The 19,380-nt window shown below is 49.1% G+C and carries 17 protein-coding genes; 7 read left to right on the top strand and 10 right to left on the bottom strand.

The features are described 5' to 3' along the window. Positions 1-85: 85 nt before the first annotated feature. Complete coding sequence (locus ACQE26_RS18475) at positions 86-796, bottom strand: YrpD family protein (protein ID WP_500470252.1); 711 nt, start codon at positions 794-796, stop codon at positions 86-88. A gap of 195 nt (positions 797-991) precedes the next feature. Between ACQE26_RS18475 and ACQE26_RS18470 the strand changes: the two genes are divergently transcribed. Further along, positions 992-1,261, top strand: a complete 270-nt coding sequence (locus tag ACQE26_RS18470; RefSeq protein WP_016938305.1) for an excalibur calcium-binding domain-containing protein — start codon at positions 992-994, stop codon at positions 1,259-1,261. A gap of 32 nt (positions 1,262-1,293) precedes the next feature. Here ACQE26_RS18470 and ACQE26_RS18465 read toward each other — a convergent pair whose 3' ends face one another. The 4 genes from ACQE26_RS18465 to ACQE26_RS18450 all read right to left on the bottom strand — a co-directional run bounded on the left by ACQE26_RS18465 (position 1,294) and on the right by ACQE26_RS18450 (position 3,790). Beyond that, the gene (locus tag ACQE26_RS18465) at positions 1,294-1,611 is read right to left on the bottom strand and encodes a YbjQ family protein (protein WP_016938304.1); all 318 of its coding nucleotides are present in this window, start codon (positions 1,609-1,611) and stop codon (positions 1,294-1,296) included. A 40-nt stretch (positions 1,612-1,651) separates the two neighbouring features. After that, positions 1,652-3,121 (bottom strand): sodium:solute symporter family protein, encoded by a 1,470-nt coding sequence (locus ACQE26_RS18460; RefSeq protein WP_500470251.1) that lies wholly within the window; start codon positions 3,119-3,121, stop codon positions 1,652-1,654. After that, a complete protein-coding gene (locus ACQE26_RS18455; protein WP_003155162.1) occupies positions 3,118-3,318 on the bottom strand; it encodes a DUF3311 domain-containing protein in 201 nt (66 codons plus the stop codon). Before ACQE26_RS18455 ends, ACQE26_RS18460 begins: the two co-directional genes overlap by 4 nt. A 112-nt stretch (positions 3,319-3,430) precedes the next feature. Beyond that, positions 3,431-3,790 (bottom strand): YhjD family protein, encoded by a 360-nt coding sequence (locus ACQE26_RS18450; RefSeq protein WP_060963130.1) that lies wholly within the window; start codon positions 3,788-3,790, stop codon positions 3,431-3,433. Between the two features lie 150 nt (positions 3,791-3,940). Here ACQE26_RS18450 and ACQE26_RS18445 point away from each other — a divergent pair, with 150 nt between their 5' ends. From ACQE26_RS18445 to ACQE26_RS18430, 4 genes are all read left to right on the top strand, one after another. Beyond that, entirely contained in the window at positions 3,941-4,567 is a 627-nt protein-coding gene (locus ACQE26_RS18445; protein ID WP_438421564.1) for a TVP38/TMEM64 family protein, read from the top strand. Continuing rightward, on the top strand, positions 4,564-5,079 hold the full coding sequence (gene lepB / locus ACQE26_RS18440) for a signal peptidase I (RefSeq protein WP_500470250.1): 516 nt from the start codon (positions 4,564-4,566) through the stop codon (positions 5,077-5,079). The genes ACQE26_RS18445 and lepB overlap by 4 nt, the downstream gene beginning before the upstream one ends. A 146-nt stretch (positions 5,080-5,225) precedes the next feature. Further along, the gene (locus ACQE26_RS18435; protein WP_500470249.1) at positions 5,226-6,704 is read left to right on the top strand and encodes a monooxygenase; all 1,479 of its coding nucleotides are present in this window, start codon (positions 5,226-5,228) and stop codon (positions 6,702-6,704) included. An 87-nt stretch (positions 6,705-6,791) separates the two neighbouring features. Further along, positions 6,792-7,313: a MarR family transcriptional regulator gene (locus tag ACQE26_RS18430; RefSeq protein ID WP_438421566.1), complete on the top strand. Its 522-nt coding sequence runs from the start codon at positions 6,792-6,794 to the stop codon at positions 7,311-7,313. Between the two features lie 37 nt (positions 7,314-7,350). Here the strand turns inward: ACQE26_RS18430 and ACQE26_RS18425 are convergent, their stop codons facing one another. The 5 genes from ACQE26_RS18425 to ACQE26_RS18405 form a co-directional block, all read right to left on the bottom strand. Next, the gene (locus tag ACQE26_RS18425) at positions 7,351-8,508 is read right to left on the bottom strand and encodes an AbrB family transcriptional regulator (RefSeq protein ID WP_500470248.1); all 1,158 of its coding nucleotides are present in this window, start codon (positions 8,506-8,508) and stop codon (positions 7,351-7,353) included. A 164-nt stretch (positions 8,509-8,672) separates the two neighbouring features. Continuing rightward, positions 8,673-9,869: an MFS transporter gene (locus ACQE26_RS18420; protein WP_500470247.1), complete on the bottom strand. Its 1,197-nt coding sequence runs from the start codon at positions 9,867-9,869 to the stop codon at positions 8,673-8,675. A gap of 30 nt (positions 9,870-9,899) precedes the next feature. After that, positions 9,900-10,508, bottom strand: coding sequence for a TetR/AcrR family transcriptional regulator (locus tag ACQE26_RS18415; protein WP_438421569.1), 609 nt, complete (start codon positions 10,506-10,508; stop codon positions 9,900-9,902). 208 nt (positions 10,509-10,716) lie between these two features. Further along, the gene (locus ACQE26_RS18410) at positions 10,717-11,226 is read right to left on the bottom strand and encodes a ferritin-like domain-containing protein (RefSeq protein WP_438421570.1); all 510 of its coding nucleotides are present in this window, start codon (positions 11,224-11,226) and stop codon (positions 10,717-10,719) included. A gap of 68 nt (positions 11,227-11,294) precedes the next feature. Further along, positions 11,295-12,005, bottom strand: coding sequence for a DUF421 domain-containing protein (locus ACQE26_RS18405; RefSeq protein WP_316100706.1), 711 nt, complete (start codon positions 12,003-12,005; stop codon positions 11,295-11,297). A 144-nt stretch (positions 12,006-12,149) separates the two neighbouring features. Here ACQE26_RS18405 and addB point away from each other — a divergent pair, with 144 nt between their 5' ends. Together addB and addA are read left to right on the top strand one after the other, a co-directional pair. Beyond that, positions 12,150-15,650, top strand: a complete 3,501-nt coding sequence (addB, locus tag ACQE26_RS18400) for a helicase-exonuclease AddAB subunit AddB (RefSeq protein ID WP_500470246.1) — start codon at positions 12,150-12,152, stop codon at positions 15,648-15,650. Then, positions 15,637-19,341, top strand: a complete 3,705-nt coding sequence (addA, locus tag ACQE26_RS18395; RefSeq protein WP_500471507.1) for a helicase-exonuclease AddAB subunit AddA — start codon at positions 15,637-15,639, stop codon at positions 19,339-19,341. Before addB ends, addA begins: the two co-directional genes overlap by 14 nt. Positions 19,342-19,380: the final 39 nt, after the last annotated feature.

Here is a 19,380-nt window from a genome sequence, read left to right as displayed (position 1 = left end):
TTTCCTTCAGGCGAAATCTTCGCGGTAAAGAGCGGGATTGACATAACGAAACGCACGATGGCAGGAATCGTGCGTTCAGAATTCTTTATTTGACGACAGACATGCTGACGCTGCTGCCTGACACCGTCACTTTGGCAAAGTCCTGTGTATCCACCACAGGTGTGACTGCTTTATTGTCGATCGTGATATTTGTAAAAGCTGTTGAGAAGTTTGATTTGATGTAAGGGCGCTGATCCTCTGATGTGACCGCGACAGTGGCGAGCGCTTTCCATTTTGAGACTGAACCTACATTTGTTTGGGAGAGTTCTGAAATGATGCGGCCGGTATACCCGTCATTATTCGTCCCCCAATATGTGGCGCGGGTATTGCCGTTCAGATTTTTGTAAATGGTCAGCTGTACGGTGCTGCCGGGCCGGAAGCCTTTCGTATAGGTGAATTGGCTTTCTCCTTCCAGATACCGGACCTGGCTTTGCCCTTTTGAGCCGACTTTCATGATCGGTTTCCATACATGATACGTTTCACTGTACTGAAGCCCGATATCGGCCTCCGTGCCTCCGGTAAATCCTGAGTAAATATAGGCTGTCCCATTTGACACCTGAATCGAGCTCGGAAGCTGAATTTTCGTGACGAGAACAGAGCCTGTACTGTTCAGGTAGGCCCTTCCGCCGATTCCTTTGCTGAGCTGGGACGCCGCTTCCGCCGTATTGGGGCTGATGACCCCGGGAATATCCGCAGTACATACACCGAATAGAACGGCTGAAGTGAGCACACCCGCAAGAAGCCCTTTTTTCATCATCATTTCTCCTCCTATCATCATAGTCAGATAGCGCTATCAATTCATATTATAAAAGGTTTTGAAAGAAATTCCATAAAAGAGATACGGGCAAATGTAAAATGAAACTTTTTTCCTATTTATCTTGTAAATGGAGATTATTTGAACTATGATATGTTCAGCAATACCGCATCACTCAGGAGAGGGGATAGATAGAGGATGAAAAAGACGGCAGCTGTGCTTTTGTCTTTCGGTCTGGTGTTCGGATGTTCATACGGGGCGGGGCAGACGGCAGAAGCGAAAACAAAGGTGAAAACGTATCAAAACTGCAAGGCGCTGAATAAGGTGTATAAGGGCGGCGTGGCCCGGACGTCAAAAGTGAAAAACAAAGGCGGCAGAACAAAGTACAAGCCGTATGTCTCAAAAGCGCTTTACGATGCAAATAAAAGACTTGATCGTGATAAAGACTATATCGCATGTGAGAAATAAAAAAACAAGCCTCTTTAAAGAGGCTTGTTTTTTTACATTGATTCGATGGTGACGGCGGTTCCGTATCCGATTAATTCGGATGTGTTCTGTCCTGCGGTCAGTTCGAACCGCAGGCCAACGATGGCGTTCGCACCGAGCTGCTCCGCTTCTCTGATCAGCCGTTCTTTCACCGCTTTTTTGGAGTCTTCCAGCATTTCGGTATAGCTTTTTAATTCGCCGCCGACGACAGATTTTAAGCCTGCAAGCAAGTCTTTTCCGATGTGACGGGACTGGACGATACTGCTTGTCACCAGGCCTTTTACTTCCGTAATCTGTTTTCCGGCGACGGTTTCAGTTGTGGTCATGATCATGCGGCTTGCCCCCTCCATGTGTCTTACCGCTATTTTATCATTAAGCCGCCTTTTCGGCTGCGCTGATTTGTTTTTTTCTGACTGCGGCACTGACTGCAAACATGACGGCAGTGTTTAAAATCAGCGCGATGATGCCTGTATTCATGTCTTTCACGATCTGCGGAAGAAACGGAAAGAGGGTTCCGATGGTTGATTCGGTCAGCGTGATGAAGGCGACCGTCCCGACCCCGGCCGCTATGCCGGCAAAAGCGCCGTGGCTTGTGATAAAACGGCGTTTCGGCAGGCTGAATAAAAGCGCAGGGAAAAGCTGGGTGACAAGGCTGTAGCCCATTAAAAGCAAGGTGACGATGGTATTTCCGCCTTTCAGCGTAAAATATACGGAAATCAGCGCGATAACAGGTACGGCGTATTTTGCGAGCCGCGAAACTTTTTTGTCAGTCGTGCCGGGCCGAATGGCTTTGTACACATTTTTGGCGAACAGCGTGCTTGAGGCCATTAATATCATTGAACCGGGGACAAGCGCCGTCAGAATGCCAGCCGATCCGATCAGTCCGACAAACCAAGGATCAAAGGTTTTCACTGACAGCTTTAATAAGGCGAGGTCCGTGTCCGCCCCTTTTAAACCGGGGACCTGCAGAATCGCCGCAAATCCGGTAAAGATGACAAACAGCAGGACGAGCTGATAAAGAGGCATGATGATTGCGTTTTTCCGAAACACCCGCGGATGCTCCGCCGAATAGGAAGCGGCAAATGTATGGGGCCACATATAAAAGCCGAGGGCGGTCAGCAGGACGGTTGAGCTGAACCATGAAGGGCTTTGTCCGGTTTCAGAAAGTGTGAGAAATCCGGGTTTTGCGGCGTCGATTTGTTTGAACATCTCTGAAAAACCGCCGTAGTAATGAATGGGCAGATAAATGCCTAAATACAGGACGATGCCTAAAATCATGATATCTTTGACGACTGATATCCACGCTGAACCGTGGATTCCTGAAATCATCACATAAATCGTGATGGAGACAGCGCCGATCCAGACTGCGGCTGATGGCGGAATCTGGCCGTACGACGTTGCCGAAACAATTAATCCGAGCCCTTTCAGCTGCAGGACGAGATAGGGGATGAGAGATGCGATGCCGACGAGCGATACGAGAATGCCGAGGAGCGGGCTGTTGTATTTTGAAATAAAAAAATCAGATTGCGACATCAGTTTATGCTGTTTGGCGTATGTCCACACGGCAGGCAGAAGCCAATATGACAAAATGTAGGCAAGACAGCCGTAAGCGATAATGTAAAAGGCGGGACCTCCTTTTCCGTAAGCCCATCCGCTTCCGCCGAGGAATGTGAAGGTCGTGTAAATTTCTCCCGCCATTAATAAAAAGACAAACATCGTGCCGAAGCCGCGTCCGCCCACCGTCCATTGTTCAAGGTCCATCTTTTTTCCTTTTCGGGCGCGGATTCCGAGATATACACAAAACAGGAGCACGGCGGCCATTACGGAAAATGCGGCGTTCATTCCGTTTCACCCGCCTTGTTTTCTTTGTCCAATTTGTAAACCGCAGCCATCAGAACAGAAGTCAGAACCGCCCAGATGACGACATATGCGAGAATGAAAGGCATTCCGAAAACATAAGGCGTCACCCGGTTGGCAAATGGAATGCCGGCGAGAATTCCGAAAAAGGGCAGGGCAGCGAGAACATGAATCAGTTTCATAACATTCCTCCTTTGAAAAGCGTGTACCGAATTATAAAGAAAATCATGTCGAATGTATAGTGTGAATAGTCTGAATTTTACAGTTTCAAAGAAAAGCAGTCCCGGCTGCTTTTTAAATGGTCGCAAGAGACAGGTAATATTCCACTAAGGCGGTTACCTGTTCCCGTATTCTCGGGTTGAAATAACGGTGTTTTTCTTCATAGCCGTTAATGGTGCATATATAAAGCGTAAATGCTTCATCTCTTTGGGCTTCGTATATGTTGATTTTACGCTTTCTTAACTCTTTTCGAACATCACTCAAATCCTTTTGTGCTAATTTTAAAGAGCAGCTGATAAGCTGTTTATAGGGTTGTTTTAATTTGAACGGGCACGAATCAAGCGCTTCGAAATCCCGATTCAGAATGGCGGCCGCCATGGGCAGAAACAGCCCTTTTTCGATGAGGTCGCGGGTGCCGCTCCGGATGTCAGGCATAAATACTCCTTCTTTCTTAAAAGGGAACGTTTGTTCTCATTTTATACTCACTTACACGATATTTCAAGTCGGAAAATCTCGTAAACATTTTCGTTTTTTGGAGATAATGTGTAGAATAAGGATAGACAAACTCGTTAAGGAGTATAAACGTTGGAGCAATTTTTATCATATTTCACTGAGGAACAGCTGACGGAATGGTTCCAAAGCTATAGAGCTTTCGGCCCGGCGGCTGCGGTTTTACTGCCTTTTATTGAAGCGTTTCTTCCGTTTTTGCCGCTTGTTGTATTTGTGGTGGCGAATACGAATGCATTTGGGCTGTGGGAAGGTTTTTTTCTGTCGTGGCTCGGATCTGCGGCAGGATCACTGCTTATGTTTTATGCCGTCCGCCGTTTCGGACAGAAAAGAGCTTTCGGTTTCATCCGCAGGCATGAGACCATAAGGCGGATGATGCTGTGGGTTGAGCGGCACGGTTTCGGTCCGCTGTTTATTTTACTTTGCTTCCCCTTTACGCCGTCCGCTGCGGTTCATATCGTTGCCGGCCTGTCACGTGTGGGGGCGCTGCAGTTTGTATCAGCCGCCGCTATGGGGAAAATGGTCATGATCTTTATGATCAGCTTTATCGGGTATGACCTTCACGCGCTCTTTACACAGCCTTTCAGGATGGCGGGCGCCTTAACGGTGATCGCGGTGCTGTGGTATGCAGGAAAGCATATCGAACGGCGTTTACAGACGAGGATCAGTCAGCATGAGAAAGACGGAGGGAGACAGGAATCTTGAAAAAACGATTTTGGTTTATAGCCGGCGTGCTTCTCGTTGTTTTGGCCATACAATTAAAAAATGCCATTTTTATTGATTACAAAGTCGAAGGAATCAGCATGAATCCGACCTTTAAACAAGGAAATGAGCTGATAGTCAACAAGTTTTCCCATCGTTACAAAACGATCCGCCGTTTCGATATTGTGCTGTTTAAAGGCCCGCACCACAAAGTGCTGATCAAACGTGTCATCGGGCTCCCGGGCGAGTCGATCGCTTACAGGGAAGACCAGCTGTATGTGAATGGAAAACGGGTTTCAGAACCGTTTTTAAAACCGTTAAAGTCATCATTGTCCGCAGGCAGCCATGTGACCGGTGATTATACATTGAAGGAAACGACCGGGCGCAAAAGCATACCGAAAGGACAATATTTCGTTATTGGCGACAATCGCATATACAGCCTCGACAGCCGTCATTTCGGACCGATTAAGGATAAAGACATCGTCGGGGTCATCAGTGAATCAGACGCCAAGTGAACGGCGTCTTTTTTTTCGGAAATGATTGTCAAAAAGCAGAGGGAAGACTATAATGAGGATTGTTACGCGCGAAACAAAAATCAGGCGTTTTATTTTTAGTGATTTTGTTGCGTTTGTAACAAAAAATATGAAAGAGGGCTGATGAGATGGAAACACAGGCTGCCATTATCGGGGGAGGTCCGGTCGGGCTCATGCTTGCATCAGAACTGGCGCTGGCCGGAGTGAAAACGACTGTCATTGAACGATTGAAGAAGACGGTGCCCTATTCCAAAGCGCTTATTATGCATCCGCGCACACTGGAGCTTTTTGCCATGAGAGGCATATTGGAACGCTTTTTGGATAAAGGGACGAAGGTGTCATCCGGCCATTTTTCGATGCTGGATACACGGCTGGATTTTTCCCGGTTGGATTCTAAGCAGAATTATTCGTTAATGCTGCCTCAGGCAGATACGGAGGGGCTTTTGGAAGAATATGCATCAAGTTTAGGCGCAGATATCATCCGCGGGGCGGAAGCGGTGTCCGTTACCCAGACGGATGACGGAGCGGAGACGGTGTTCCGGGATGAAAGCGGTATCCGCACCCTGCGCAGCTTATATGCCGCGGGTACAGACGGAGCGGGGAGCATTGTCCGGAAACAGGCGGGTATCGCTTTTTCGGGCACTGATGCCGACTTAATAGGAACCCTCTGTGATGCCGTTTTGAAAACTCCGCCTGAATCTGCCTTTTTTTCAACGTGCCGTCTGGCGGGATCGGTTGTCATTGTCCCTCTTACGGACGGGCTTTTCCGCGTCCTGATCGTTTCTCCGCACGCTCCGCAAAAGCAGAAAGAAGAGCCGGTCACAGAAAAAGAGCTGAAAGAAGACCTGCGGCAGATATGCGGCACTGATTTCGGATTGAGTGATCCGGTGTGGACGTCAAGGTTCGGCAATGCCGAGCGTCAGGCCGAACAATACCGCTCAGGCCGGGTTTTTGTGGCCGGTGATGCGGCGCATATTCATTTTCCCGCAGGCGGCCAAGGGCTGAACACCGGGCTTCAGGATGCCTTCAACCTCGGCTGGAAGCTGGGGGCGGAAATGAAGGGGAAAGCGGCGCCTCATCTTCTGGACAGCTATCATCAGGAAAGGCACAGCGCGGGAAAAGAAGTTATGCACAATATAAAAACCCAGATCAAGCTCATGGATTTTACCGAGTCAGGGATGGCATTAAGAGATACGATGACCGCTTTGCTCGATTTTCAGGAGGCCAACCGTTTATTGGCGGGAAAAGTATCCGCGCTTGATCTGCATTATGAACCGGACCCGGAGCTTGCGCCGCATATCCTGAACGGAAAACGGCTGCCCGATATAGAGCTGATTCTTTATGACGGCCGGCCGGCCCGGCTGTATGATTTTCTTCACAAGGGCGGCTTTGTGCTGCTGTCATTAAGAGGAAGCATTCCCGCCGGTATTGATACGGACAGCGTGGCGACTGTCAGGGCGGCGCTTTCTGAAAACCGTGCCGGCTGGGATGACGTCCATTCTGTTTTGATCCGGCCGGACGGCCACGCGGCTTGGGCGGCCGGCGGCTCGGGACGTGAAGCTGAAGAAGCCGTACTGGCCGGTTTGGAGAGATGGGGACTTATATGATACCCTTTTATGCGCCTGTGTGATTGTTTCTTCCGTAACAAAACGTTATAGTAAAAGAAACAATTCATACGGAAGGGTGACCCGCAGTTGGACAGAAGACAGCCAGACCATGCAAAACACATGATTCTCGAAGGGCTGACAGATATTTTTCACGAGCAGGAGAGGTGTCAGGAGGACATCAGGGCGTCGTTGGCCGGACGGATGGACGAACTCCGAGAAGAAAACGGCAAAAAACTTCAGCTGACCTTGACGGAAATACACATTTTATCTTGTATCGGAGATAACGAACCGATCAATGTCACATCAATAGCAGAAAAAATGAAGACGACAAAACCGACCGTGTCGAGAAGCTGCGCGAAGTTTTTGGAAGCCGGCTTTCTGCGCAGAACCCGGCTGAGCGACAATAAAAAAGAAGTCTATTTCCGGCTGACTCCTGCCGGAAAAGAGCTGCATTCCCTTCATCACGAATACCACGAAATGATAAAAAAGCGGTTCTTGGCATTTTTGGATCGCTATACAGATGAAGAACTGTTATTTGCTGAACGGCTGTTCCGTGATCTTTCAGCAAACTGGCGCTCTGTAAATGGCGTCGGGCAGCTGTTGAAATAAAAAAAACACGCATATGGATGCGTGTTTTTTATTCGGCTCATGTTCCTCTTTCTGCCCGGCCTCTATCGCCGTGCGTCTTTTTCAGCTGAGAAAGGTGGTGCAGCAGGCGATAGAAGGGCGGAAGCATGGCGATGACGAGAACGATCCTGATGACCTGAACCGCGACGACGAAAGTCGAGTCCTCATGCAGCGTGATCGAAGTCGCCGCCATCTCGGCGATTCCGCCGGGAGAGAAGGCGAGAACGGATGTAATCATGGAGATGCCCGTTAATTTAGAAACGGCAACCGCACTCAGGATCATTGCGGCGATTAATCCGACGGAGGAAATAAATCCGACCGTAAGCACTCTGGACACGCCGGTGAACATGCTTTTGTACATTTTTGAACCGATTGTGGCGCCGAGAAAAATTTGTGACAGCTGGTTCGCTTCCGGCGGCCACCAGGCCAGCATGTCTTTTCCCGCTAAAGCCGACACGCCGATTTCCGCGGCAGCAACGCCGATCATGCTGCCGAGCAGCCAAGGAGCGGGAAATTTCAGCCGTTTTGCTGCCTTACTTGCAAGCCAGGCAGCCAAAATAAATCCGGCCGTTAACAAGACGGGAATAAGGCCCGGATGTGAAGCTCCTGCTGAAACGGCTCCGGCTGATGTCTGAGCCGTACCGTTTTGTTTGGTAAATAAGAAAATGACGAGAAACGGTATTGTCATGACAACCAAAAGGACGCGTGTCAGCTGAATGAGACTTACAATCGCGGTATTTGCGCCGACTTCCTGGGCGATACCGGGCATGGCGGATAAACCGCCCGGCGCCGTACCTACAAAGCTTGTCATCATGTCCGTCCGGCTGAACCGAAAGAGCACATATCCGGAAACAAGCGCCATCGCGATAGAGAAAATCAGCATGAAGCCAACCGGCAGCCAATGATCCCGTAAAACTGAAAGAACGGACAGGTTCAGTTTTTGGCCGAGTTCGATGCCGAGAATCATTTGTCCCGCCGCAAGCCATCTGCGGTTAATCCCTCTTCTGTCAGCCGCCATGAACAGCCAGCGGGGCCTCGTCATGGAGAGGATGCAGCCGGCGGCCAGCGTTCCGAGCATCCAGGCGATCGACATTCCTGTAAGCGAAAGAAGAAACCCCCCTGCCGCACTGATGAGAATAAACCAGATATCCGTAAGGAGATGTTTGTCTTTCTTCAATGAAAACCCTTCTTCCTGAAACATTCATATTAAATTGTTAAGCTCGTTAACCTTACTATTACTATAGTATAGATTTTGAGATAAATAAATGATGAATTATTTCTCATAATCCATTCATTTTTCTTATCATAAACAAAAAAGCTCCGGAGAAGGGGGAGTGCACCCTACTCCGAAACCTCGCCGGCCTTTCCTTTCCACACAAGGGTCAGTCCCAGACCGAGACATAAGACCACGCCTGCGAACAGAAACGGGAAGTGAATATTCATATCAAATAAAATACCGCCCAGAGCCGGGCCGAAAATGGTGCCTAAACTCGTGTATGTTGAATTCATTCCGGCGACAAACCCCTGCTGATTTCCTGCGATTTTCGATAGGAAAGTGGTCAGTGCCGGGCGCAGTAAATCAAACGCAAGGAATATAATGCAGGTGACAGCAAGCACGGGCAAAAATCCTGACATCACCGTAGAAACGAAAGCCAGCACAGCCCCGATGACCAGACAAAGCTGAATGACTTTTTTCTCCCCGAGGAAGTTGACAAGCTTGCCGAATGCGAGCACTTGGATGATGACCGCAACAATGGAGCTGAACGTAATAATAACGGCGATATCCTTTGGCGTAAAGCCGAATTTATGGTTTGTAAATAAACTGAACACCGTTTCGTAGGCTGACAGCCCGAATGCCAACACAAAGACGATGATAAAGGCGATCAGGTAGCTTGGGTGAATCGACTTTTTTAAATCTTTTAAGAAGGTTGACTCTTTGACGCTTTCTATCTGCTGGGCGCGTTCCTCTTTAGTCAATGGCTCTTTCAGCATAAAGACAGAGAAAATCACTGCGATAAATGCAATTCCGGCTGCAAAGAAAAACGGCATACGGACACCGTGATCGGCAATAAATCCTCCTATGCCGGGCCCGATGATAAACCCTGTGCTGATGGCGGCAGATACATAGCCCATCGCCTTAGATCTTTCCTGCACTGTCGTAATATCTGCGACATACGCTGTAACAGCGGGCATGATAAAAGCGGCGCTGACGCCCCCCAGCACCCTTGCGAAATACAAAACGTAGACATGTGTGCCCAACCCGAAGGTCAGCTCGGATAACGCGAACAGAAACAGCCCTGCGAGAATCATGATTTTTCTGCCGAAGCGGTCAACCCATCTTCCCGCAATGGGGGATGCGATTAATTGCGCAACGGCAAAGGCAGCGACAAGGTATCCCATTGTGCTGCCCGTCAAGTGCATCACATTCATAAACAGCGGCATAACGGGAATAATTAATCCAATCCCTAAAAACGCAATAAATATGTTGCTTAATAAGATGATGAGTACAGCTTTTTGTTCTCTAATCGGTTTTTGCATGTTGTTTCTCCTTTGTCAGCTGTCCTGATTCTATTGATCAGCATTGATGACTCCGTGAATAAACACGGAGATGGCTTCTTTTTGCAATTCTCTTCTTTGCTGAATGGAATCGTTTTTATATAACACATCCAACCCGTAAAAGACGGACAGCAGGATTTTCACTTTTGATTCGACATGATGAATGGACCAGCTGCCGTCTTGATTTCCCTCTGTTAAGATCTCTCTCATCACATCGTCATATTCAATATCAATTTTGTTGAGACGTTTTACGACCTCCTCCGACGTAAACGCGCTCGCATAAAACTCTTCACTTGCTCTCATCAGCGGGTAATTGATGCTCATCCGGCTGAGCAGCTCTGCAAAGCCCGTCAGCTTTTCGGCAGCGTCTTTCAGTTCAGCTTCCATTTCCCTCCACGTCTCAATCATCACGCGGTGATCCTCTTCCATGATATGAAGAAACAGAAACTCTTTTCCTTTAAAATGATGATAAAGATTGCCTTTGCTGATCTCGGCCGCCTCTAAGATATCCCGGATTGAGGTTTCTGAATAACCTTTTTTTGCAAATAAGTCACGCGAAGCGGATACGAGCTTTTTCTTCGTCTTTTCGCTCTTTCCGGCGCCGCCTTTTGTATTTGTCACATCACACAAATCCTTTCCGCCAAGTGAGGCTCGGTTCCTTAAAAACCGACCGGTTGGTTTATTTTATTATAAAGTGTTTTTGCTGATTATACAATGAAGAAGTCGGCCGTTTTTTAGAGAGGTCACGCAGCTTGAAAAATAAACCCCATTCTCTCCTATTGAAAGAATGGGGTTTGTCTGCGGCCTGAATGCTCCCGGCGGGGGAGCGTTATTTTCCGGTGTTTACCTGGGTATAGCTCGTGTTCGGCGCGTTTGATACCGTCCCTCCTGTGTGGTGGGAAGGAGAGTGGGTCATATCGTATAAAAACCAGACGGCATGACGCTGCTCGTCAAATGCCGTGCGGGCAAATAACCGCTTCGCTTCCGGGTGCACCGCTCTATCGGATGCCTGCAAATAAAAATCATTCGTTTTCTGCTCATCATAAAACGCCGCCCTCAGTCCTTCTCTGTATGTGTGCGGACAATGTTCCGTCTGTTTCGGCGTCAACTGGTTTCCGGTAATTGAAGTATACAGTGAGGAGAAGGCGTGCAGGTGGCGCATTTCTTCCTCTCTGATATGTTCGATTCGTCTTCTGATTTCTGCGGTCGGCGCTTTTTCGGCTAATATCGAGTAGCAGATCACAGCGCTGTATTCGCCGTTAATGGATTTTATCAGATCTTTTATAAGAACAGAGTCGTCGCCGCAGACGGCTGTATAATGAAAAAAACTCTCGTGCATTGGACTCACCCCCGGATGTTTATAGGGTATTATACGGCGATAGCCCGTGACATGTGCGGATGTCATGCTTATTCTTGATCAAGCGGCGATGTGATATGGTCATTATACGTATCGACAAACAGCCGGCCGTTGCTTCCGCGCACCGCGTATACGACCTCTTCGGGTGTAAGGTTTCTCTTGTCCAATTCTTCTCTGAGCCATTTTTCCGATACGTGGTTTTCTTCGAAATTCTTCGTCACCAGCTGGCCGTCCATAACGAGCTCAACGGCAAAATTCTTTTCGTGTCCTGCAAAAATGCCGAGATCCTGTCTTGTAACGGGCGCGAATTCCGGCTTGACCTCCACGGACATGCTGCCGTTTGTTTCAATGATGGCCGTCTGAACCTGAGAAATGTCAAATACATCATTTACACGAAGCTGCTGGTTCAGATAGTCGAGGGTATAGCGCATCGTTTTCATATTATGCTCAAGTATTTTTCCGTTTTGAATGATAATGGTCGGTTTGCCCGCAAAGAAACCCCTGGCGGTTCTGTTTTTCATAGAAAGATATGCGACCAGGTAAATGATGACCACAAAAATCGTGTAAGCACTGACAGTAAAATGAATCGGCAGTTTTGTATTAAACGACAGATTGGCTGTGATGGCGCCGAGCGAGATGGCCGCAATGAAATCAAAAAGCGTCATCTGTGAAATGGTTTGTTTTCCGAGTATCCGGGCGCCGATAAACAAAATGCTGAACGACAGAATCGTTCGCACAATCACTTCGAGATATTCTGACATTATATTTAATCCTTTTTTTCTTTAATCTGGTCAAGAATGATATTTTTTAAAACAGTCATCCCGTTTTTACCAGCAGATGAGATTGGTCATTTTCGTCAACTTTCGATAAAATGTAGAAAGATAAAAAGAGAGGGGTCTTCTAATTTGGGTGTTGAGTTTTTAGTAGGCAGATCGGGGAGTGGGAAAACGAGGCTGATTATCGACAGCATTCAAGATGAACTGCGCCGGGAGCCGTTCGGGAAACCGATCATTTTTCTAGTCCCGGATCAAATGACGTTTTTAATGGAATATGAGCTTGCTAAAACGCCGGATATCGGCGGCATGATACGCGCTCAAGTGTTCAGTTTTTCGCGTTTGGCGTGGCGCGTGCTTCAGCATACCGGAGGCATGAACCGTCCGTTTGTGACGACGACGGGTGTGCAGATGCTGTTGAGGAAGCTGATTGAAGAGCATAAGCACGATTTTAAAGTGTATCAAAAAGCGAGTGACAAAGCCGGGTTCACTGAGCAGGTGGAACGGATGCTGACAGAGTTTAAGCGTTACTGTATTGAGCCTGAAGACGTCCGCCGCATGGCGGAAAGCGGAACGGCGTCAGAATATCGCGGAGAGCGGATGCTGTCTGAAAAACTTCATGACTTAGGCATTTTATATCAGCAGATGGAAAGAAGCCTTGCCGGCCAATATCTGCATTCAGAGGATTATTTGACGCTGCTCGCCCAGCAGCTTCCGTTAGCGGATGTTGTAAAAGGCGCCAGAGTGTACGTCGACGGCTTCTATCAATTTACACCGCAGGAATTAAGGGTGCTGGAGCAGCTGATCATGCATGCTGAACATGTCACATTCTCGCTGACGGCGGACAGCCCTACGGGAGAACAGGCACCGGATGAGCTCGATCTGTTCAGAATGACGGGAAGCACATACTATAAGCTTTATCAGACGGCAAAGGAATTGAATGCCGATATTTCCTGCAAGGAACTGCATGGCACGAAACGGCATCAGCATGTGCCGGAACTTGCCTGTTTAGAATCGCAGTACGATGTGCGTCCCGCCGCGGCGTATACCGGCAGGCAGGAAGCGTTTACCGTCATACAGGCGCAAAACAGAAGAGCCGAGCTTGAGGGTATTGCCCGGGAAATTCAATCGCTTGTCCGGGACGGAGGATACCGGTACAGGGATATGGCGATTCTCATCCGCCAGCCGGAAGATTATAAAGATTTGCTGAAGGAAGTGTTTGCAGATTACGGGCTTCCTTATTTTATTGACGGAAAAGCTTCTATGCAGCATCACCCGCTTATAGAATTCATCCGTTCAAGTTTGGATGTCGTGAAGGGGAACTGGAGATATGAAGCGGTGTTCCGCTGTGCGAAAACCGAACTGTTATTCCCGCTTGATCAGCCGGTGCAGAAAATAAGAGAGCAGGTCGATCAGCTTGAAAACTATTGTATCGCCTACGGAATTAAAGGGGAGCGCTGGACGAACGGCGAGCGGTTTGTATACAGGCGCTTCGTATCGCTCGATGAGGATTTCGCGCAGACGGATCAGGAAATAGAGATGGAGCAAATGCTGAATGAGACGAGAGAATGGATGGCCGCGCCCCTCGTCCGGCTTCAGAACCGGATGAAAAAAGCGAAAACGGTTCAAAGCATGGCGGAAGCTCTTTATCTCTTTTTGGAAGATACCGATGTTCCCCTGAAGCTGGACCGGAAAAGGCAGCAGGCCGAAGAGGCCGGAAACATGATCGAAGCGCAGCAGCACGGCCAGGCATGGGACGCCGTTATCCAGCTTCTCGAGGAGTTTGCCGGCATGATGGGTGAAGATGAAATGTCTTTGGCGCTGTTCCAGCAAATGCTTGAAACGGGAACGGAATCACTTCATTTTTCTTTAATCCCCCCTGCGCTTGACCAAGTGTTTGTAGGGAATATGGACCTGTCAAGAATGTACGGCACGTCCTGCACGTTTGTCATCGGGGCCAATGACGGCGTTCTTCCTGCGCGCCCGGATGAAAACGGCGTGCTGTCCGATGATGACCGGGAGTGGCTGAGAGCGGTCGGAGTGGAGCTGTCTTCCGCGGGGCGTGAGCGGCTGCTTGATGAGCATTTTCTCATCTATATGGCGCTGTCAAGTCCGTCTGACCGCCTGTATGTGTCATATCCGATTGCCGATGCGGAAGGAAAAACGCTCCTGCCGTCAATTGTTGTAAACAGGCTTGGCGAGCTGTTTCCCGATCATCAGGAAAAACTCTCGGCTGCTGATCCCGAGCAGGTAAGCGAAGAAGAGCAGCTTCAGTATCTCGTCAATAAACAGGTGGCGCAGACGTATACGGCAAGCCAGCTCAGGCTGTGGACAAGAGAGTATGAAATCAGTGATGTATGGTGGAGCGCATACAATGTGCTGATGAAAGAGCCTGATCACCGGCGCGCGAAAAAGCTGTTTTCAAGCCTGTTTTTCCGCAATGAGGCGAAGCGTCTTGAACGTCCTGTTTCGCGCCAGCTTTACGGCGAGCACATTAAAGGAAGCGTCTCCCGGATGGAGGCGTTTAATGCCTGCCAGTTTTCTCATTTTGCATCTCACGGGCTGCAATTAAAAGAGCGGCAGTTTTTCAAGCTGGAAGCGCCGGATATCGGACAGCTGTTTCACTCCAGCCTCAAGCTGATTTCAGACCGGCTTCGTGAGCAGAAGCTGGAATGGCGCGATCTGACGAAAGATCAGTGCCGGAATTTCTCCTATGAAGCGGTGGAACGGCTTGCGCCAAGGCTGCAAAAAGAAATTCTGCTCAGTTCAAACAGACACTTTTATGTGAAGGAAAAACTGCAGAAGATCGTCACGCGTGTCTCAGGCATATTAAGCGAGCATGCGAAGGCGAGCGGTTTTGTCCCGATCGGCCTTGAACTCGGTTTCGGCGGAAACGGTCCGCTGCCTCCGCTCACTTTCACGCTGAAAAACGGCTGTACGATGGAACTCGTCGGCCGGATCGACCGCGTGGATAAAGCGGAAAGTTCAAAAGGCCTGCTGCTTAGAATCGTGGATTACAAATCAAGCGACAAGGGGCTTGATCTGGCTGAGGTATATTACGGGCTCGCTCTGCAAATGCTCACGTACCTTGACTTATCAATTACACATTCAGCGGATTGGCTCGGCATGAAAGCGACCCCCGCAGGCGTTTTGTATTTCCATATCCATGATCCGATGATTCAGGCCAGTCTGCCGATGGGGCTTGATGAAATCGAGCAGGAAATTTTCAAGAAATTTAAAATGAAAGGCCTTCTCCTCGGTGACCGGGAGGCAATCAGCCTGATGGACACGACTTTGGAGGAAGGACGTTCAAATATCATTAATGCCGGTTTGAAGAAGGACGGTTCTTTAAGATCCGATTCAGCCGCAGTCAGCGAACGGGATTTTCATCTCCTGACAGACCATGTGCGGCGGACATTTGAACAGGCGGGCGAAGCGATAACGGACGGGCTTGTGTCCATTACCCCGTATAAGCTGAAAGATAAGACGCCTTGTACGTATTGTGCGTTTAAATCGGTGTGCCAGTTTGATGAGTCCCTTAAGGAAAATGAATACCGCAGCCTGAAAGCGGAAAAAGACGGCACCATACTGGATTGGCTGAAAAAGGAGGCGGATGATGATGCAAATTCCTAAACCGAAAGACAGCATATGGACGGATGACCAATGGAGCGCCATCGTTTCTTCCGGCCGCGATATTCTGGTCGCTGCCGCAGCCGGATCAGGTAAAACGGCCGTGCTCGTGGAACGGATGATCAGAAAGATAACAGCGGAGGAAGATCCGGTTGATGTTGACAGGCTCCTTGTGGTGACCTTTACAAACGCCTCAGCAGCGGAAATGAAGCATCGGATCGCTGAAGCATTAGAAAAAGAGCTCGCCAAAAATCCGGGATCTCTCCATATCAGACGGCAGCTCTCTCTATTAAATCGGGCGAGCATTTCGACGCTGCACTCTTTCTGTCTGCAGGTGCTTAAAAAATATTATTATATGATTGATCTTGACCCGGGCTTTCGGATGGCTGACCAGACGGAAGGCGAGTTGCTCGGAGACGAAGTCCTTGATGAGCTGTTTGAGGATGAATACGCAAAAGGGAATCAGGCGTTTTTTGAGCTTGTGGACAGATATACGACGGACAGGCATGATTTGGATCTTCAAGATCTCGTCAAGCGGGTGTACGAGTATTCACGGTCTCATCCTGATCCGGAAGCGTGGCTGAAAAGCTTTGTCCGCCTATATGATGTGACGGAAGAAAGCAAAATGGAAGAGCTGCCGTTTTACGAGTATGTGAGAGAAGATGCTGAAATGGCGCTCTTCGGGGCAAAGCAAAAGCTTGAAAAGGCGCTTGAACTGACAAAAGCGCCCGGCGGGCCGGCGCCGCGCGCTGATCATTTTCTGGATGATCTTCAGCAGATAGAAGAGCTGATCAGCTGCCGGCATGACTTTGAAGCGCTGTATGAACGGGTTCCCGCGGTCACATTTAAGCGGGCTAAGGCGGTAAAAGGTGATGAATTTGACAAGGCGCTTTTGGATGAAGCGACCGATTTGCGAAACGGCGCGAAAAAACTGATCGAAAAATTAAAGACCGATTACTTTACAAGAAGCCCGCAAGATCATGTAAAGAGTTTAACAGACATGAAGCCTGTCATTGAAACGCTCGTTCAGCTCGTGATATCGTACGGAAAACGATTTGAAGCGGCGAAACAAGAAAAATCAATCATTGATTTCTCAGATTTGGAACATTACTGTCTGGCGATTTTAACTGCGGCTGATGAAGACGGCCGGCGGGTGCCGAGTGAAGCGGCCGTTTATTATCAAGAGCAGTTCCATGAGGTTCTGGTTGATGAATATCAAGATACCAATCTTGTACAGGAATCTATTCTGCAGCTTGTGAAAAGCGGGAATGAAGAGGCGGGAAATCTGTTTATGGTAGGCGATGTCAAACAATCGATCTACCGATTCAGACTTGCCGAGCCGCTGCTGTTTCTCGGGAAATATAAAAGGTTTACAGAAAGCGGGGAAGGCGCGGGACAGAAAATTGACCTGAACCGAAACTTCCGCAGCCGCTCCGATATTTTGGACAGTACGAATTTCTTGTTTAAGCAGCTGATGGGCGGCAAAATCGGCGAAGTGGACTACGATGAACAGGCGGCATTGAAGCTCGGCGCATCGTATCCGCCGAATGACGCGGCAAAAACGGAACTGCTGCTCATTGACAGCGCTGATGGCGCAGACAGCTCCGAGGATGCCGAAGACTTTGAAACTGTGCACTGGGAAGCGAAAGCGATAGCCGGGGAGATCCGAAAGCTTGTCTCATCTCCGTTTAAGGTATATGACGGCAAAACAAAAACACACCGGAATATCCAGTACCGGGATATCGTAATTTTGCTGCGCTCCATGCCGTGGGCGCCGCAATTGATGGAAGAACTGAAAAACCAGGGCATTCCGGTGTACGCCAATTTGACGTCGGGTTATTTTGAAGCCGTGGAGGTGGCTGCGGCGCTTTCGGTCTTAAAGGTGATTGACAACCCGTATCAGGATATTCCGCTTGCTTCCGTATTGCGCTCGCCCATTGTCGGCTGTGACGAAAATGAACTTGCGCTGATACGACTGGAAAAGAAAAAAGCGCCGTTTTATGAAGCGCTGAAAGCATATATAGCGAACGGTGACAGACATGATGAGCTGTATCAAAAGCTGAGAACATTTTATGATCATCTGCAAAAGTGGCGGTCATTCTCGACGAATCATTCGGTAGCTGAGCTGATTTGGGAAGTATACCGCGATACCGGGTATTTTGATTATGCAGGCGGCATGCCTGGCGGAAAGCAGCGCCAGGCCAATCTGCGCGTCTTATATGACCGGGCGCGCTCGTACGAAGCGACGGCGTTCCGCGGGTTATTCCGCTTTTTGCGGTTCATTGAACGGATGCAGGAGCGCGGTGATGATCTGGGGACGGCGCGGGCGCTCAGCGAGCAGGAGGATGTCGTGCGGCTGATGACGATCCACAGCAGCAAAGGACTTGAATTCCCCGTCGTTTTCACCGCCGGACTCGGCAGAAGTTTTAATATGATGGATCTCAACAAATCATACCTGCTTGATAAAGAGCTCGGTTTCGGAACGAAGTATATTCATCCGGAACTCAGAATCAGCTATCCGACTCTGCCGCTTGTGGCGATGAAGAAAAAAATGCGCAGAGAGCTTTTATCAGAAGAATTGCGCGTGTTATATGTGGCGCTGACAAGAGCGAAGGAAAAGCTGTTTCTCATCGGTTCCTGCAAAAACCGGGAAAAACAGCTGGCCAAATGGCAGGCGCAAGCGGACAGGGCCGATTGGCTTCTCTCTGAATTCGACCGCTATCAGGCATCATCTTATTTGGACTTTATCGGACCGGCGCTTATCCGCCACCGTGACATGGAGGCGCACAGGCCGCCGGGTCTTTCAGCTCCGGAGGATATCGCGCACGACCCGTCCCGTTTTCACATCCGGATGCTGCAGCAAAGTGAACTGCTGGAAGATAACCCAAAAGAACGTGCTGAAGAAAAGAGCAAACGTCTCAAGGCGATTCAGCAGGGCGAGCCGATTCCTGATTCGTTTTCATTTGATGATCAGGCGCGCCGTCTCCTTGAATGGGAATACCCGTACCGAGAGCTGACGGCCATCAGAACGAAGCAGTCAGTTTCTGAGCTGAAGAGAAAGCAAGAATACGAGGATGAATACAGCGGCCGCTCCCTCATCAAACCGTCAGGGGACACGCTTTTATACAGGCGTCCCGGTTTTATGATGAAAAAAGGGCTGACAGCCGCCGAAAAAGGGACGGCGATGCATACGGTGATGCAGCACATACCGCTGACGCACGTTCCGACTGTCGAAGAAGCGGAGCGGACGGTTCGGACGCTTTACGAAAAAGAGCTGCTGACAGAAGAACAGCGGGACGCTATTGATATCGAAGACATTATACAGTTTTTCGAAACTGAAATCGGGAAAGACCTTCTCGGGGCGCGGCGGATTGATCGGGAGGTGCCGTTCAGTATGGCGCTTCCGGCCGGCGAGGTGTACAAGGATGCAAAAACGGCCGGTGAACCGCTGCTCGTCCAGGGGATTATTGACTGCCTCTACGAAACGGCGGACGGACTCTATTTGCTGGACTATAAAACAGATCGGATAGAGGGGAAATTCCGGAACGGATTTGAAGGCGCGGCCCCGATCCTGCAAAAAAGGTATGAAACACAAATCGAATTGTATACAAAAGCGATTGAACAAATTACAAAAACGAAAGTGAAAGGGCGTGCGCTCTATTTCTTCGATGGAGGTCACGTTCTTACACTGTAATAAGATCCGAAGCTCCTTTTTGGAGCGGATCTTTTTTTC

The organism is Bacillus sp. 5RYD7K (assembly GCF_059831465.1).
The sequence above is the reverse complement of the archived record's forward strand: the minus strand, read 5'-3'. Positions and strand labels throughout refer to the sequence as shown.